General features: G+C 68.5%; 12 protein-coding genes. 9 read left to right on the top strand and 3 right to left on the bottom strand.

What is annotated here, in order from left to right; genetic code table 11:
- Nucleotides 1-46: 46 nt before the first annotated feature.
- Nucleotides 47-1,240 (bottom strand): phenylacetate--CoA ligase family protein, encoded by a 1,194-nt coding sequence (locus EZH22_RS02700; RefSeq protein WP_203194260.1) that lies wholly within the window; start codon nt 1,238-1,240, stop codon nt 47-49.
- Nucleotides 1,241-1,498: 258 nt separating this feature from the next.
- On the opposite strand from EZH22_RS02700, the gene EZH22_RS02695 reads away from it, so the two are divergent.
- From EZH22_RS02695 to EZH22_RS02670, 6 genes are all read left to right on the top strand, one after another.
- A complete protein-coding gene (locus tag EZH22_RS02695; protein WP_231711273.1) occupies nt 1,499-2,359 on the top strand; it encodes an ABC transporter ATP-binding protein in 861 nt (286 codons plus the stop codon).
- Nucleotides 2,356-4,296, top strand: a complete 1,941-nt coding sequence (locus EZH22_RS02690) for an AMP-binding protein (RefSeq protein ID WP_203194259.1) — start codon at nt 2,356-2,358, stop codon at nt 4,294-4,296. Before EZH22_RS02695 ends, EZH22_RS02690 begins: the two co-directional genes overlap by 4 nt.
- A gap of 3 nt (nt 4,297-4,299) precedes the next feature.
- On the top strand, nt 4,300-5,187 hold the full coding sequence (locus EZH22_RS02685) for a branched-chain amino acid ABC transporter permease (RefSeq protein WP_231711272.1): 888 nt from the start codon (nt 4,300-4,302) through the stop codon (nt 5,185-5,187).
- Nucleotides 5,187-6,257 carry a branched-chain amino acid ABC transporter permease gene (locus tag EZH22_RS02680; RefSeq protein WP_203194258.1) on the top strand — a complete coding sequence of 357 codons (1,071 nt, stop codon included), beginning with the start codon at nt 5,187-5,189 and terminating at the stop codon, nt 6,255-6,257. Before EZH22_RS02685 ends, EZH22_RS02680 begins: the two co-directional genes overlap by 1 nt.
- A 66-nt stretch (nt 6,258-6,323) precedes the next feature.
- The gene (locus tag EZH22_RS02675; protein WP_203194257.1) at nt 6,324-7,586 is read left to right on the top strand and encodes an ABC transporter substrate-binding protein; all 1,263 of its coding nucleotides are present in this window, start codon (nt 6,324-6,326) and stop codon (nt 7,584-7,586) included.
- Nucleotides 7,587-7,656: 70 nt separating this feature from the next.
- On the top strand, nt 7,657-8,451 hold the full coding sequence (locus EZH22_RS02670; protein ID WP_203194256.1) for an ABC transporter ATP-binding protein: 795 nt from the start codon (nt 7,657-7,659) through the stop codon (nt 8,449-8,451).
- Between the two features lie 77 nt (nt 8,452-8,528).
- Here EZH22_RS02670 and EZH22_RS02665 read toward each other — a convergent pair whose 3' ends face one another.
- Both EZH22_RS02665 and EZH22_RS02660 read right to left on the bottom strand, forming a co-directional pair.
- The gene (locus tag EZH22_RS02665) at nt 8,529-9,404 is read right to left on the bottom strand and encodes an SDR family oxidoreductase (RefSeq protein WP_203194255.1); all 876 of its coding nucleotides are present in this window, start codon (nt 9,402-9,404) and stop codon (nt 8,529-8,531) included.
- Nucleotides 9,397-10,623 (bottom strand): acyl-CoA dehydrogenase family protein, encoded by a 1,227-nt coding sequence (locus EZH22_RS02660; protein WP_203194254.1) that lies wholly within the window; start codon nt 10,621-10,623, stop codon nt 9,397-9,399. The genes EZH22_RS02665 and EZH22_RS02660 overlap by 8 nt, the downstream gene beginning before the upstream one ends.
- A gap of 286 nt (nt 10,624-10,909) precedes the next feature.
- Between EZH22_RS02660 and EZH22_RS02655 the strand changes: the two genes are divergently transcribed.
- From EZH22_RS02655 to EZH22_RS02645, 3 genes are read left to right on the top strand one after another with little or no spacing between them, the layout of a single operon-like run.
- A complete protein-coding gene (locus EZH22_RS02655) occupies nt 10,910-11,692 on the top strand; it encodes an enoyl-CoA hydratase-related protein (RefSeq protein WP_203194253.1) in 783 nt (260 codons plus the stop codon).
- Nucleotides 11,693-11,697: 5 nt separating this feature from the next.
- Complete coding sequence (locus EZH22_RS02650; RefSeq protein WP_203194252.1) at nt 11,698-13,527, top strand: acyclic terpene utilization AtuA family protein; 1,830 nt, start codon at nt 11,698-11,700, stop codon at nt 13,525-13,527.
- Nucleotides 13,524-15,083 carry an acetyl-CoA carboxylase biotin carboxylase subunit gene (locus tag EZH22_RS02645; protein ID WP_203194251.1) on the top strand — a complete coding sequence of 520 codons (1,560 nt, stop codon included), beginning with the start codon at nt 13,524-13,526 and terminating at the stop codon, nt 15,081-15,083. Before EZH22_RS02650 ends, EZH22_RS02645 begins: the two co-directional genes overlap by 4 nt.

Below are 15,083 nucleotides of genomic sequence, written 5' to 3'. Positions count from 1 at the left end.
GCATTCATAAGTATGCCCGGCGGAAAGGCAATTCGCGGCGCATCCGTCAGTCATAGCGGCGCTCGTCCACCACCCGCCGCCCGTCGCCGGCGAGTGTCCCCGGAGGCAGCAGCCGGACACCGCCGCCAAGGCGCGTGACGGCGCGCAGCGTCTCGGCGAGGCGCGCATCGAAGCCCTCAGGCGCGCACTCCACCTCGGCCTCCAGCGTCAGCACATCCCGCTCGCTGGCGCGCGATATCACAAGGCGGGCCCGCGCGACCTCCGGGTGCAGACGCAGCAGCTCCGCGACCTGGGACGGATGCACGAACATGCCCTTCACCTTCACTGCATCGTCCGCCCGGCCGAGCCAGCCCCGGATGCGCACGGCGGTGCGGCCGCAGGGGCTCGTGCCCGGCTTCACCGCCGAGAGATCACCCGTGGCGAAGCGCAGGAGCGGATAGAGGGGGTCGGGCCGGGTGACGACAAGCTCGCCGACCTCGCCTTCAGGCACCGGCGCGCCGGTGGCGGGATCGAGGATCTCCACGAGGAAGCCCTCGTTCACCACGAAGCCGTCATGCGCATCCGTCTCGTAGGCGACGATGCCGAGCTCGGCGGTGCCGTAGAGCTCGAACACCTCGATGCCGCGCGCCCGGAAAGCCGCGCGCAGCGTCGCCGGGACCGCGGCCCCCGCCACTGCGGCGCGCAGAATCGGAAAGGCGATGTCGGCCGCATCCGCCGCGCCGGCGAGGATGTTGAGATGGTCCGCCGTGCCCACATAGGCCTCAGGCCGGTAGCGGGCCAGCACCTGCAGCACCTGCTCGGTGCCCGACGCTCCGGCCGGAATAACGGCGCAGCGGAGGGCGCGCGCCGCCTCGTCCATCATGAGCCCGCCGGGCGTCAGGTGATAGTTGAAGGTATTGAGCACGATCTGGCCGGCGCGGAAGCCGGCCGCGTGCAATGCACGCGCCGCATTCGAGCCATCCGGCGCCGGCAGCTGCGGCTCGCAGATGGGTCCCGGCGACAGGAACAGCCGCGAAAAGCCCCTGACTGGGCCCGCCACGAGACCGCCGAAGGGCGGCCGCTCCGCCTGCAGCCGCGGCAGATCGGATTTCCGCAAGATCGGCAGCGCCTCCAAGGCCGCGCGATCGAACGGGAGATCCCGCCGGACCGACGCCCCCGCAACCGCGCCGATGAGCGCCAGGAGCCGCGCCTCGCGCGCGTCCGGCGCATCCCGATCCCCCGCGTCGTAAAAGCCGTTCATCACCACCTCACCTCCCTTGCATCCCGCGCGCCGCATTCGCTCATGCGGCATGTCGTTATGAAGACAATTCATTTTTCAGCATAGGGATTCAAGTCGGCTTATTTGCGTGATTTTTAGCACATATGCGCAGCCATGAGACGAAATTCATGCGCTATTGACAGCATATAATGAAGTCTGTTCAATACGGCAAAACGACGGACACAAAGTCCGCCCGCAGCCGCCTCGCCGGGGTGGAGCGGGTCATGGGGAGGATCGGCATTGACGTACGCCAGCGCGCAGCCCTTGCGCCCTGCGCCGCCGCTGTCGCGTGGCCGCGCCGGAAGTTCCGACATCGCCCTGTCCTGCCGCGGCATCGAGCGGTCCTTCGGCGGGCTGAAGGCGCTGAAGGGCGTGGACCTGAAGGTGCGCCGGAGCGAGATCTTCGGCCTCGTCGGGCCGAACGGCTCCGGCAAGACCACCATGGTGAACGTGATGACCGGCTTCTACCCGCCCAATGCCGGGCAGGTGGAGCTGTTCGGCCGGGACATCACCCGCATGGCGCCGCACAAGGTGGCTCGCTGCGGGGTGGCGCGGACCTTCCAGAACCTCGCCTTGTTCAAGGGCATGAGCGTTCTCGACAACATCCTGCTCGGCCGGCACGTGCACATGCGCCCGAGCGCGCTCGGCAGTCTCTTCTACTGGGTCTGGGCCGAACGGGAGGAGCTGGCCCATCGCCGGATCGTGGAAGAGATCATCGACTTCATGCAGCTCCAGGACATCCGCAACGAGCCCGTGGAGGTCATCCCGATGGGCCTGCAGAAGCGCGTGGAGCTGGCGCGGGCCCTCGTCGCCGAACCGCGCTTCCTCATCCTGGACGAGCCCATGGCGGGCATGAACCAGGAGGAGAAGGAGTACATCGCGCGCTTCATCCTCGACGCCCGGGACGAGCGCGACGTCACCATCTTCATCATCGAGCACCACATGGACGTGGTGACCGCCATCTGCGACCAGGTGGTCGTGCTCTGCTACGGCGAGGTCATCGCGGAAGGCGAGCCCGTCGCGGCCATAACCGAGCCGCGGGTGGTGAAGGCCTATCTCGGCGAGCGGGCGGCGGCGCGCCATGCCGGAGGCGTGTCATGACCGCCGCTGCCGACCACACCGCCGTCGACTGGCCGAGAACGGCCGACGGACACCCCGCCACCCTGGTCGGCGCGCTCGCGCGCAACGCGGCCGAGACGCCCAAGCGGATCGGCTTCCGCGAGCGCGACTTCGGCGTCTGGCAGGAATGGTCCTGGGCGCGCGCGCTCGACGACATCCTCGCGATCGCGGCCGGCCTCGAGCACCTCGGCCTCGGCGCGGGAGAGGCCCTCACCGTGGTGGGCGACAACCGGGTGCGGCTCTACTTCGCCATGATCGCGGCGAACATGCTGCGCGCCTTTCCCTCCCCGGTTTTCCCCGACGTGCCCGCGGAGGAGTTCCCGATCTACATGCGCTTCGGCACTCCGCGCATCGCGCTCGCCGAGGACCAGGAGCAGGTGGACAAGCTCCTCGAGGTGCGCCAGCGCACCGGGCGGCCGGAAATCATCATCTATGACGACCGGCGCGGCATCTCCGCCTATGCGCAGGACGGCATCGTCTCCCTCGACGAGGCGATCCGGCGCGGGCGCGAGCGCTTGGAGCGCCAGCCGGAGCTGCGGGCGGGGCTCATCGGCCGCGCGGGAGCGGACGACATCACCGTCCTCCTCTATTCCTCCGGCACGACCGGCACGCCCAAGGGCATTCCGCTGAGGCACCGCAACATCGTGTCCGGCATCGCCAATGCGGAGGCGGGCGGATACTTCCGGCAGAACGAAGAGCTGTTCGCCTACCTGCCCACGGCATGGGTGGGCGACTTCGTCTTCACGCTCGGCGCGGGCGTCCTGCTGCAGGCCACCATCAACGTCCCCGAGCGGCAGGAAACCGCGCTCCACGATCTGCGCGAAGTCGCTCCCACCTTCTATCTCGCCGCGCCGCGAGCGTGGGACAACATGCTCACCCGCGTGCAGGTGGGCATGGCGGATTCCACCCCGCTGAAGCGCCGGCTGTTCGACTTCTTCATGCCCCGCGCCATCGCCACCGAGCGCAAGCGCATGGCGGGCAAGGCCCTTACCGTGTCTGAGCGCATCGTGGCCGGCGTGGGCGACGTCGTGATCTACGGCCCCATCAAGGACTATCTCGGTCTGTCGCGGGCCGAGCGCGCCTTCACCGGCGGCGAGGCCATGGGCGACGAGACCTTCCTGTTCTTCCGCGCGCTCGGCATCAAGCTGAAGCAGTTCTACGGCCAGACCGAAACCTGCGCGCTCTCGGCGGCGCAGGGCGAGGGCAGCGTGCGCGGCCACACGGTGGGCCGCGCCATGCCGGGCGTCGAGGTCCGGATCGACGACACCGGCGAGATCCTCATCCGCTCCGGCTCCGTCTTCGACGGCTATTTCGACGACCCCGCCGCCACCGAGAAGGCCCTCGCCGACGGCTGGCTGCGCACCGGCGACGCCGGCTATCTGGAGGAGGACGACAGCCTCGTGGTGCTCGGCCGCGTGAGCGAGGTGGTGCGCACCAGCACGGGCGAGCGCTTCATTCCCAACTTCATCGAGAACCGGCTGAAATTCTCCCCCTTCCTGCGCAACGTCGCGATCTTCGGCGCGGGGCGGCCCGAGCTCACCGCCATCGCCTGCATCGACTACGACGCCGTCGGCCATTGGGCGGAGCAGCGCTCCATCTCCTACGCCTCCTATGCGGAGCTGTCGCAGAAGCCGGAGGTCTACGCCCTCGTCGCCGATATCGTCGCCAAGGTGAACGAGAGCCAGCCGGAGCCCCTGTGCATCCGCCGCTTCGTCAACCTGCACAAGGATTTCGACGCCGACGACGGGGAGGTGACGCGCACCCGCAAGCTCCGTCGCAACGTGATCGAGACCAGCTATGCGGCGGTCGCCGACGCGCTCTACGACGGCTCCGAAAGCGTCTCCTTCGACGCGGCCATCACCTATGACGGCGGCGGCCGCGGCAGGCTGCGCCGCGAGCTGCGGATCTGGAAGGTTTAGCCCATGGACCTGTCGCTGATCCTCGAACTTTCGGTCAACGGCGTCTTCGTCGGCCTCATGTATGCGCTGGTCGCCGCCGGCCTCGTGCTCATCTACAAGACCTCCGGCATCGCCAACCTCGCCCAGGGCGCCCTCGCCATGATGGGCGCGTACGTCACCTGGGCCATCTCCGCCCGGCTCGGCACGCCGGTGTGGCTCGCTATCCCGCTCGGCCTCGCGGTGATGTTCGGCGCCGGGGTGCTCACGGAGCGCCTCGCCCTGAGGCGCATGATCGGCCAGCCGGTGATCATGGTCATCATGCTCACCATCGGCATGGAGATCATGCTGCGCGGCGTGCTGCCGGGCGTGTTCGGCGCGGCGGTGAAAAAGCTGGACGTGGGCATTCCCAACGATCCGCTCTTCCTCGGCGACATCCTAGTCAACCGCGCCACCATGATCGGCGGCCTCATCTCGCTGGCGCTGGTCATGCTCGCCATCGTCTTCTTCAACTCGCGCTTCGGCGTGCTCATGCGCGCGGTCTCGGACGACCAGACCGCCTCCTGGTCGGTCGGCATCCGTGTGGAACGCGCAATCGCCGTCGCCTGGGGGCTGTCGGCGGTCATGGCGACCACCGCCGGCATCCTGTGGGGCGCCACCCAAGGCGTGGACTGGTCGCTGTCGCTGCTGCTCATCAAGGCCCTCGCCATCGCCATCCTCGGCGGGCTTGATTCCATCCCCGGCGTGCTGGTGGCCGGCGTGCTCGTGGGCCTCGCCGAAAGCCTCGCCACCGGCTTCCTCGACCCGCTGGTGGGCGGGGGTACCCGCGATGTGGTGGCCTCCGTGATCATCCTGATGACGCTCATGCTGCGCCCCCACGGCCTGTTCGGCCGCGAGCATATCGAGAGGGTGTGATGTTCTATCGCCGAGCCGGTACCCTGCACACCCGCTACCAGGACGAGCGCCAGCTGTGGCCGTTCGCCTTCGACCGTGGCCTCGTGGCCGTGGCATTCGCGGTGCTGCTCGCTGCCCCGTTCGTGTTTGAGCGGCTCTATCTCGTCACCTACATCCTGCCCTGGATCATCTGGTCCACAGCGGCCCTCGGCCTCAATTTGCTGATGGGCGGCGCCGGACAGATCCATCTCGGCTACGGCGCGGTGATCGGGATCGGCGCCTACGCCTCCGTCCACCTCCTGCGCGTCGGCGTCCCGCTGGAAATCGCCATGCTCGCCGGCGGGCTCATGAGCGCTGCCGTCGGCAGCCTGTTCGGCGCGGCGGCCCTGCGCGTGAAGGGGCTCTACCTCGCCATGGCGACGCTCGCCATGCAGTACATCGTCGACTTTCTCATCAGCCATTTCGAGTTCATCAGCGGCGGCACGCAGGCGACGCTGCAGGTGCCGCCGGTGCGGTTCCTCGGGGTGCCTCTGTCGAGCGATGGCGCGGCCTATTACTTCGCGCTCGGCGTGTGCGTCGTCGTCACCCTGTTCATGCTGAACGTGAAGCGTACCAGCTTTGGCCGTGCGCTCGCCGCCGTGCGCGAGAAGGATTACGCCGCGGCGGTGATCGGCGTGGATTCCTTCCGCTTCAAGCTGCTGGCCTTCTGGGTCTCGTCCTTCATCGGCGGGGTGGTCGGGTCGGTGCTGGCGGTGAGCTATTATCGCGCCATCTCGCCCGACCAGTTCCACCTCGATTTGTCCATTCAGCTGGTGGCGATAGTGATCGTGGGCGGGCTCGGCAGCGTCCTCGGCTCCTTCTTCGGCGCGGCGCTCATCCTGTTCGCCCCCATCGTGCTGAACCATCTCGTGGGCGCGGGCGCGGCGCTGCTCGGCCTCTCCATCTCGGCGGAGCTGCGCGCGCACCTGCCGCTGATGCTCTACGGCGCGATGATCATGGGCTTTCTGCTGTGGGAGCCCCTCGGCCTCGCCAAGATCTACAACAATGCCCGCAACTACCTCCTGGTCTGGCCCTTCCGCCACGCCAGATAACGCCGGCCGCACTGCGTGAGGGAGGGCGGCGGGAAAGCCGCCCCGCAAATACAAGGGGAGGAAATCATGTCCGTGACACGCCGCACCCTGCTGACGAGCGCCGCCGCGGCCGCGCTCGCCGCGCAGTTTCGCATCGCGCCCGCTTCGGCGCAGGAGAAGGTCATCCGCTTCTCCATGCCGCAGGACTTCACCAAGATCTATACGTTCGTGACAGCCGAATACAATCAGGGCCAGCGGGACTACATAAGCCTCGTCAATGCCCGCGGCGGCGTCAACGGATACACCATCCTTCCCGACGTCTCCGACCACGGCAACGACCTGCCCCGGGCCATAGAGGCCTACGAGCGCGCCAGGAGCCAGGGCGCGGTGCTGGTGGATCCGCTCTCGACGCCCGTCGCCCGCGCGCTCACCCCCCGCGCGCTGGAAGACAAGATCAACCTCATCACCGCCTTTTCCGGCCGCAGTGACGCGGCGGATGGCACGGTATTCCCCTACGTCTTCCCGCTCTCGCCCAATTACTGGACGCAGATAGCGCTGCTCGTGGACTATTTCCGCCAGCAGTCCGGCGACCTGAAGGGCAAGAAGATCTGCTTCGTGCATATCGACACGCCCTTCGGCAAGGAGCCACTACCGGTACTGAAGCGCCTGCAGGAGAAGCTCGGCTTCGAGCTCTCCACCTTCCCCTACACACCGCCCGGCAACGACCAGTCCGCCATCTGGCCGCAGGTCCGCCGCACGCGGCCGGACTGGATCGTGTTCTGGGGCGCCGGCGTCGGACAGACGGTCGCCCTCACCGAGGCCATCCGCAACGGGCTGCCGCTCTCCAAGGTGTCGTCGAGCGTGTGGCTCTCGGAATCGGACATGGACGTGGTGGGCCGCGAGCAGGCGTCCGGCGTGCTGAAGATCGAGCCGTGCGCCTCCGGCCGCACGCCCAAGCTGATCCAGCAGATCCTCAAGGACGTAGTCGAGCCCGGCAAGGGCGCTGGTCCCGCCGACAAGGTGGGCACCGCCTACTACAATTACGGCGTCATGCTTGCCTCCCTCATGGTGGAAGGCGTGCGCCAGGCCTTCGCCAAGGCACCGCAGGGGCCGATCTCCGGCAGCTGGCTGAACGCCGGCCTCACCTCCATCACCAATTTCGATGCCGAAGGGCTGATCCCGCCCACCACCGTCACGCGGGAGGATCACCAGGGCGGCGGCAAGGCCCGCATCGCCCGCTGGGACGGCGCCAAGTTCGTGCCTGTCACCGACTGGTTCTCGGCCTATTCGGACGTGGTCTGGGCGGTGATCCGCGAGAGCGCCGCCGAGTTCCAGAAGTCCGGCAAGTAGCCGGGCCACACGCCCATCTGATCGACCATGCGACGCGGGGCATCGGAGGCCCCGCGTGGAGGCGCACCCCATGTCCCTGCTCGCGCTGAACAACATCGAGGTGGTCTATGACGGCGTGTTCCTCGCCGTGAAGGGTATCTCCCTCGGGGTGCCGAAGGCCGGCCTCGTGGCGCTCCTCGGCGCGAACGGCGCCGGCAAGAGCACCGTATTGAAGTCCATCAGCGGCCTGCTGAAGGCCGAGCGGGGACAGGTGACACGCGGCCAAGTGACGTTCGACGGCGAAGACATGCTCGCCCTCGACCCGCCCGAACGGGTGCGCCGCGGCCTCGTGCACGTGCTGGAAGGCCGCCGCGTCTTCGAGCACCTGACGCCCGAGGAGAACCTGCTCGCCGCAACCTCCATGCATGCCGACCGGGCCAAGGTGAAGCGGCTGGTGGACGAGATGTTCGCGCGCTTCCCGCGCCTTGCCGAGCGCGCGAAGGCGAAGGCCGGCTACCTTTCCGGCGGCGAGCAGCAGATGCTCGCCATCGCCCGCGCCCTGATGACCGAGCCGAAGCTGATCCTGCTCGACGAGCCGAGCCTCGGGCTCGCGCCGTTCCTCGTCGACGAGATCTTCGACATCGTCCGCCGCATCAATGCCGAGGCCGGCGTCGCCGTGCTGCTCGTGGAGCAGAACGCGGTGGCGGCGCTGGAGCTCGTAAACTCCGCCTATCTCATCGACCAGGGGCGCATCGTGATGAGCGGCACGGCTGAGGTGCTCGCCTCCAATCCCGACATCCAGGACGCCTATCTCGGCGGCGGGGCGAAGCACGTGGACTATCACGCCGTGAAGCACTACCGGCGCCGCAAGCGCTGGCTCGCCTGAACGTAAAAAAGGCCGCGCCAGCCAATGGCGCGGCCGAGGCTTCCCGAGAGAGGGTCACGGGAAGGCGTGTGGAGCGGTCAGACCTTGAAGTAGTCCGGCTTCTCGATGGTCCAGGTCTCACCCCAGAGCTGGCTGCCGCCGGCAACGTTCAACACCTCGCCCGTGACGAAGGCGCCCGCAGGCCCGCCGAGATAGGCGCAGGCCTCCGCCACCTCCCAGGTGGTGCCGTTGCGCATCATCGGGTTGGATTTCGGATAGGCGGCCACCGCCTTCGTATCGTAGACGCGCCACCCCGGCGTCTCGATCACGCCCGGCGCGATGCAGTTGATGCGGATGCCGAGCGGCGCCCATTCCACCGCCAGCGCCTGGCTGAGGCCGATGACGCCCGAGCGGGCGGCGATGGTGTGCGCGACCCCGTGGAGGCCGTGGCTGGTCACCACCACGATGTTGACGATGCTCCCCGGCCGGCCCGCATCGCGCCACGCGCGTGCCGCCTGCTGCATCATGTGCCAGGTGCCGTTGAGGTTGGTGTTGATGACCGTGTTCCAGCCCTTCGCCGAGAAGTCGATGGCGGCTTGGGGAAACTGGCCGCCCGCGCTGTTGATGAGAATGTCGGTGGCGCCCACCTGCGCGCCGATGGCGGAGAAGAGCGCGGCGATGCTCTCGGGATCGCGGATGTCGACCTGCTGGCCGCTCACATCGAGCCCGTGCCGGCGCATCACCGCCACCGCCTTATCGAGTTTTTCCGCACTGCGCCCGGCCAGGACGACGCGCGCGCCGAGCCGGCCCAGCAGCCAGGCGGCCGCGCGGCCGATGCCTCCTGCCCCGCCGGAGATCAGTACCGTCTTCCCGGCGAAGGCGCCGGGCGCATAGACCGTCGGGTGGGTCGCGAGGGCTTCGTCGTCGAGCCCGTATGCCATGTCTGCCGGCTCACCCTGCACTCGCTCATCCATGGCGCTTCAGGTCCTTCAGCAGCTCGCCGGCGATGATGAGCTTGCGCACCTCGGTGGTGCCGGCGCCGATCTCCAGCAGCTTGGTGGAGCGGAACAGGCGGTTGATCTCCGATTCCCAGATGTAGCCGGATCCGCCGTGGATCTGCACCGCCTTGTCGAGCACCTGGTGGCAGGCCTCCGCCGCATACATCACGGACGCCGCGGTGAGCATGTGGATGTCGCCCCGCCCGCCGCCGCCGACCTCCAGGGGTGCCGCAGCCGCGAGGGTGCGGTACGTGAAGCTGCGCATGGTCTCCACCGCCACATACATCTCGGCGAGCATGGACTGCACCATCTGGAACGCGCCGATGGGCTTGCCGAACTGCTGGCGGGTCTTGGCGTAGTCGATGGACAGTTCCAGCGCGCGCTCGGCGACGCCAAGGCAGATGGGGGAGATCATGGCACGCTCCAGGTCGAGCCCGCTCATCACCACCGCGACGCCGGCATTCTCGGCGCCGACAAGGTTCTCCGCGGGGACGCGGCATTCCTCGAACACCAGCTCGGCCGTCTGGCTGCCGCGATAGCCCATCTTGGCGAGCTTCTGCGCCACCTTGAAGCCGGGATAGTCCTTCTCGACGATGAACGCCGAGATGCCGTGGGCCCCGAGCGCCCGGTCGGTCTTGGCGTAGACCAGCAGGATGTCCGCCACCGGGCCATTGGTGATGTAGATCTTCGAGCCATTGAGCACGTAGCTGTCGCCCTCGCGCCGCGCCGTGGTCCGCATGGAGCCGAGCGCGTCGGAACCGGCCCCTGGCTCGGTGAGGCCGAGGCAGCCTATCTTCCGGCCGGAGCACAGGTCCGGTAGGTACTTGCGGCGCTGCGCGTCGTTGCCGTTCCGATAGATGTTGTTGGCACACAGATTGTCGTGCGCCACCCAGCTCAGGGCGAGGGCGTGGTTCCAGCGCGAGAAGCCCTGCAGGACCAGCCCCGCCGCCGTCAGATCGAGGCCGGCGCCGCCAAACTCCTCGGGAATGGTGATGCCGAACAGGCCGGCGTCGCCGATCTTGCGGAAGGCATCCTCGGGCCACCACTCCTCGGCATCCATGCGCTCGCTGAAGCCATAGAGCTCGTTGCGGCCGAAGCGGTCCGCCTGGTCGAGGATGGCGCGCTGCTCCTCGTTCAGGTCGAACATGGGATCGGGTGCGAAATTATCGAGAGCACTGCTGTCCAGCGCGACCATTGATGTCCTCCCTGCGCTTCGGATCGATGCCGTCGCGCCCGTTTCCCGGCTTCCCCGCCGATTACTGAGTGATTTTCATAAAATTGGCAGAGGCGCCCTCCAGCGTCAAGCGCGGCGATGAGCCTCGCTCATATCAACCATTATATGCCAATTTTTCCTTTGTTTACCAATCCTGAACCAGCTTCATCCGCCCGTGCTGCAGAACGGAGTTGACAGGGTTGGTGAATTGAAATCATTTATTCACAACGACGGCAATGACCAACAAGAACCACACAGGGGGAGACGCGTGACGGAACCGGTGCGAAGCGAGCGCTCGGGCGCGGTGGTGACGCTCGTCATCGACCGCGAGACCCGACGCAACGCGCTCAATGCGGACGTGGCCGCCGGCATCTGCGCCGGGCTCGACGCGGCGGAGGCGGACCGCAGCGTGCGCGCGGTGGTGCTCACCGGCGCTGGCGACAAGGCCTTCTGCGCAGGCGGCGACCTCCAGCCCAACGCCGAGGGCACGCCGTTCACCATCGACGCTGCGGACCCGCGCCACTACGTGGCGGGGCTCATCCGCCGCATGGACGCCTGCCGGCTCCCCCTGATCGCGCGGGTGAACGGCCACGCGCTGGCCGGCGGCTTCGGCCTCGCCTGCGGCTGCGATCTCGTGGTGGCGCGGGAGGATGCGCTGCTCGGGGTCACCGAGGTGAAGGTCGGCCTCTTCCCCATGATGATCCTGCCCATGTTGCTCAGGGTCGTGCCCTATCGCGTGCTGATGGACATGTGCCTCACCGGCGAGCCCATCACGGCGATGGATGCCGTTGCCGATCGCATCGTGAACCACGCGGTGCCCGCCGACGCGCTCGACGCCAAGACCGACTGGCTCGTCTCCCGCATCGTGGACAAGTCGCCGACAGGCATCCGCCTCGGCAAGCAGGGGCTCGGCAAGATCCGTGGCATGAGCATGGACAACGCGCTCGAATACGCGCAGTTCATGCTCGCCAACATGGCCCGGACGCAGGATGCGCGCGAGGGCTTCGCCGCCTTCTCCGAGAAGCGCGCGCCCCGCTGGACCGGGGAGTGAGCGCCATGGAAAAAATCGTCAGAATCGGCTGCGGCGCCGGCTTCTGGGGCGATACGCCGGAAGGGCCCGTGCAGCTCGTGCGCTCCGGCGACATCGACTATCTGGTGCTCGACTATCTGGCCGAGATCACCATGTCGATCCTCGCCCGGATGAAGTCGAAAAAGCCGGAGCTCGGCTACGCCACGGACTTCGTGACCTCGGTGATGCGTCCGCTCGCGCGGGAGATCAAGGACAGGTCGATCCGCGTCGTCACCAATGCAGGCGGCGTCAATCTCCCCGCCTGCCGGGCCGCCCTGGAGCAGGCCTTCGCGGCCGAGGGCGTGGACCTGAAGGTGGCCGTGGTGGATGGCGACGACCTCACGCCGCAGATCGCGGGCCTGCATGCGAAAGGCATCACCGAGATGTTCTCCGGCGCCCCCCTGCCGGAGCGGCTGGAGAGCGTGAACGCCTATCTCGGGGCGCTGCCCATCGCGGCCGCGCTCAGGGCCGGCGCGGACGTGGTGCTCACCGGCCGCTGCGTGGATTCTGCCTTGGTGCTCGGCCCGCTGATGCACGAATTCGGCTGGGGGGCGGACGATCTCGACCTGCTCTCCGCCGGCAGCCTCGCCGGGCATGTGCTCGAATGCGGGGCCCAGGTCACCGGAGGCGTCTTCACCGACTGGCGCGACGTGGTTGGCTGGGACCGGATGGGCTTCCCGATCGCCGAATGCCACGCGGACGGCACCTTCACCATCACCAAGCCGGCCGGGACGGGTGGACTGGTGGATGTGCGCACCGTGGCCGAGCAGGTGGTCTACGAGGTGGGCGATCCCACGGCCTACATCCTGCCCGACGTCACGTGCGACTGGTCCGCCATCCGGCTGGAGCAGGCAGGTCCCGACCGGGTGCGGGTGAGCGGCGCGCGTGGCCGGCCCGCCACGCCGAGCTACAAGGTGAGCGCTACCTACCAGGACGGCTTCCGGGCCACCGCGACCATGATGATCGCGGGGCGCGAGGCCGTGGCCAAGGCGGAGGCGGTGGGCGGCGCGATCCTCGCCCGTGCCAGCCGCCTGATGCGCGAGGCCGGCCACGACGCCTTCACCGAGACCTCCCTCGAAGTCCTGGGCGGCGAGTGGAACTATGGCGCCCACAGTCGCGCCCGCGCGGCGCGGGAAGTGATGCTCAAGATCGCGGTACGCCATCCCCGGCGCGAGGCGCTGGCGATCTTCACCCGCGAGATCTACCCGGCCGCGACCGCCATGGCGCAGGGCATCACCGGCTTCGCCGGCGGGCGCCCGGAGCCGCAGCCGGTGGTACGGCTGTTCTCCTTCCTGGTGGACAAGGCCGCCGTTCCCGTCAGCGTCGAAGCGGACGGGGCACGGCACGCAGTGGGGATTCCCATCCCGCCGTCACCGGTGCCTGCCGTCCCCGCCGCGCCTCCGGTCGAGGCCTTCGCCCTGGCCGGGCCTCTCGTCGAGGTTCCGCTGATTGCCCTTGCCCATGGGCGCTCCGGCGACAAGGGGGACATCGCGAACATCGCCGTGCTGGCGCGCCAGACAGCGTTCATCCCGATCCTGCGGCGCTGCCTTTCGCTGGAAGCGGTCGGGGCTTACCTGTCCCATGTCGCGGTGGGCGCCATTGAGATCTTCGAGTGGCCCGGCCTGGACGGCTTCAACATCCTGCTCCACCAGGGCCTCGGGGGCGGCGGCATCGCATCGCTCCGTTACGACCCGCAAGGCAAGGCTCTTGCCCAGATCCTTCTCGACATGCCCGTGGCCGTCCCCACTGCCTGGATCGCGCCGGGCGGTCCCTTGGCCGAATGGGGCGTCGACACAGCCTCCGGAGCCGCCGCATGAGCCATTCTGCCCCGCCACGCGACGCATTTCGCCTCGACGCCGCCCTGGACGTCCCGTCCGAACCACGCACCCGTGCGCCGGTGCCGTTCCGGCGCGTGCTCATCGCCAATCGCGGCGAGATCGCCGTGCGCATCCAGCGCACCCTGCGCCAGATGGGCATCGGCACCGTCGCCGTGTTCCACCGCGTAGACGCCGACGCTCCCCACGTGGCGGGCGCGGACGAGTCCGTCGAGCTCGTGGGGGACAGCGCGGTCGCCGCCCATCTCGACGGGGCGCAGATCGTCGCCTCGGCCGTCGCCTGCGGCGCGGACGCGATCCACCCCGGCTATGGCTTCCTCTCGGAAAACGCCGGCTTCGCGCGGCAGGTGGCGGAGGCCGGCCTCACCTTCATCGGCCCAGACGCGGACACCATCGCCCTCATGGGTGACAAGATTTCCGCGCGGCAGTTCGCGGAGGCCCACGGCGTGCCGGTGGCCCCGTCCGTCATGCCGACGGGAGACCTCGACGCCTTTGCGGCCGAGGCCGAGCGCATCGGCTTTCCCCTCCTCATCAAGGCGGCGGCCGGCGGCGGCGGCAAGGGCATGAGCATCGTGCCCGATGCGGGCGCCCTGCGCGAGGCCGCCCGCATCGCTTCCAGCGAGGCCCAGCGCTATTTCGGCGACGGTCGCGTCTATGCCGAAGTCTATGTGGAGCGCCCCCGCCATATCGAGGTGCAGGTGCTCGGCGACGGGACGGGCGGCGCCATCCATCTCTTTGAGCGGGAATGCTCGGTGCAGCGCCGCTTTCAGAAGATCATCGAGGAGGCCCCGGCCGCGCGCCTTCCGGTCGCCCTGCGCGACGAGATCTGCGCCGCCGCGGTGCGGCTCGCCTCCGCCGCGCGCTACAAGAATGCGGGAACGGTCGAGTTCATCCTCGGTGCCGATGGCCGCTTCTTCTTCCTGGAGATGAACACGCGCCTCCAGGTCGAGCATCCGGTGACCGAGATGATCACGGGCATCGACCTCGTGCGGGCGCAACTGGAGATCGCGGCGGGGCAGGGCCTGCCGGCGCCGCAACAGGAGATCGTCGCGCACGGCCATGCTGTCGAATGCCGCATCTGCGCCGAGGCGCCTGATCGCGGCTTCCTGCCGGCGACCGGCGCCGTGCGCCATCTCGGTGTCCCGCAGGGGGCTGCCATCCGCTTCGAGAACGCGTTAAGGCAAGGCCAGAAGATCACAGCCGACTTCGATCCCATGCTGGCCAAGCTGGTGGTCGCGGGCGCCGATCGCGGCGACGCTATCGACCGCACCCTCTCGGCGCTGGGCGAGCTGGCGATCCTCGGCGTCGAGACCAATGTGGACTATCTCGCGCGGGTGCTGGATCACCCGGCGTTCCGGGCCGGCGACCTGCACACCGCCTTCGTCTCCGAGCACGCCGACAGTCTCGCCCCCCGCCCGCTCGATGCCGCCGCCCGGGATCGCGCCCTGATCGTCGCGGCCCTCGGCCAGCGGATTTTCCAGACCCTTGTGACCGACGTGCCTGAACCGCACGCGAGCATCGGCGCCTGGAGGAATTGA

Origin of the sequence: Xanthobacter dioxanivorans, assembly GCF_016807805.1 — a bacterium.
GTDB classification, from domain to species: Bacteria; Pseudomonadota; Alphaproteobacteria; order Rhizobiales; family Xanthobacteraceae; genus Xanthobacter; species Xanthobacter dioxanivorans.
The sequence above is the reverse complement of the archived record's forward strand: the minus strand, read 5'-3'. Positions and strand labels throughout refer to the sequence as shown.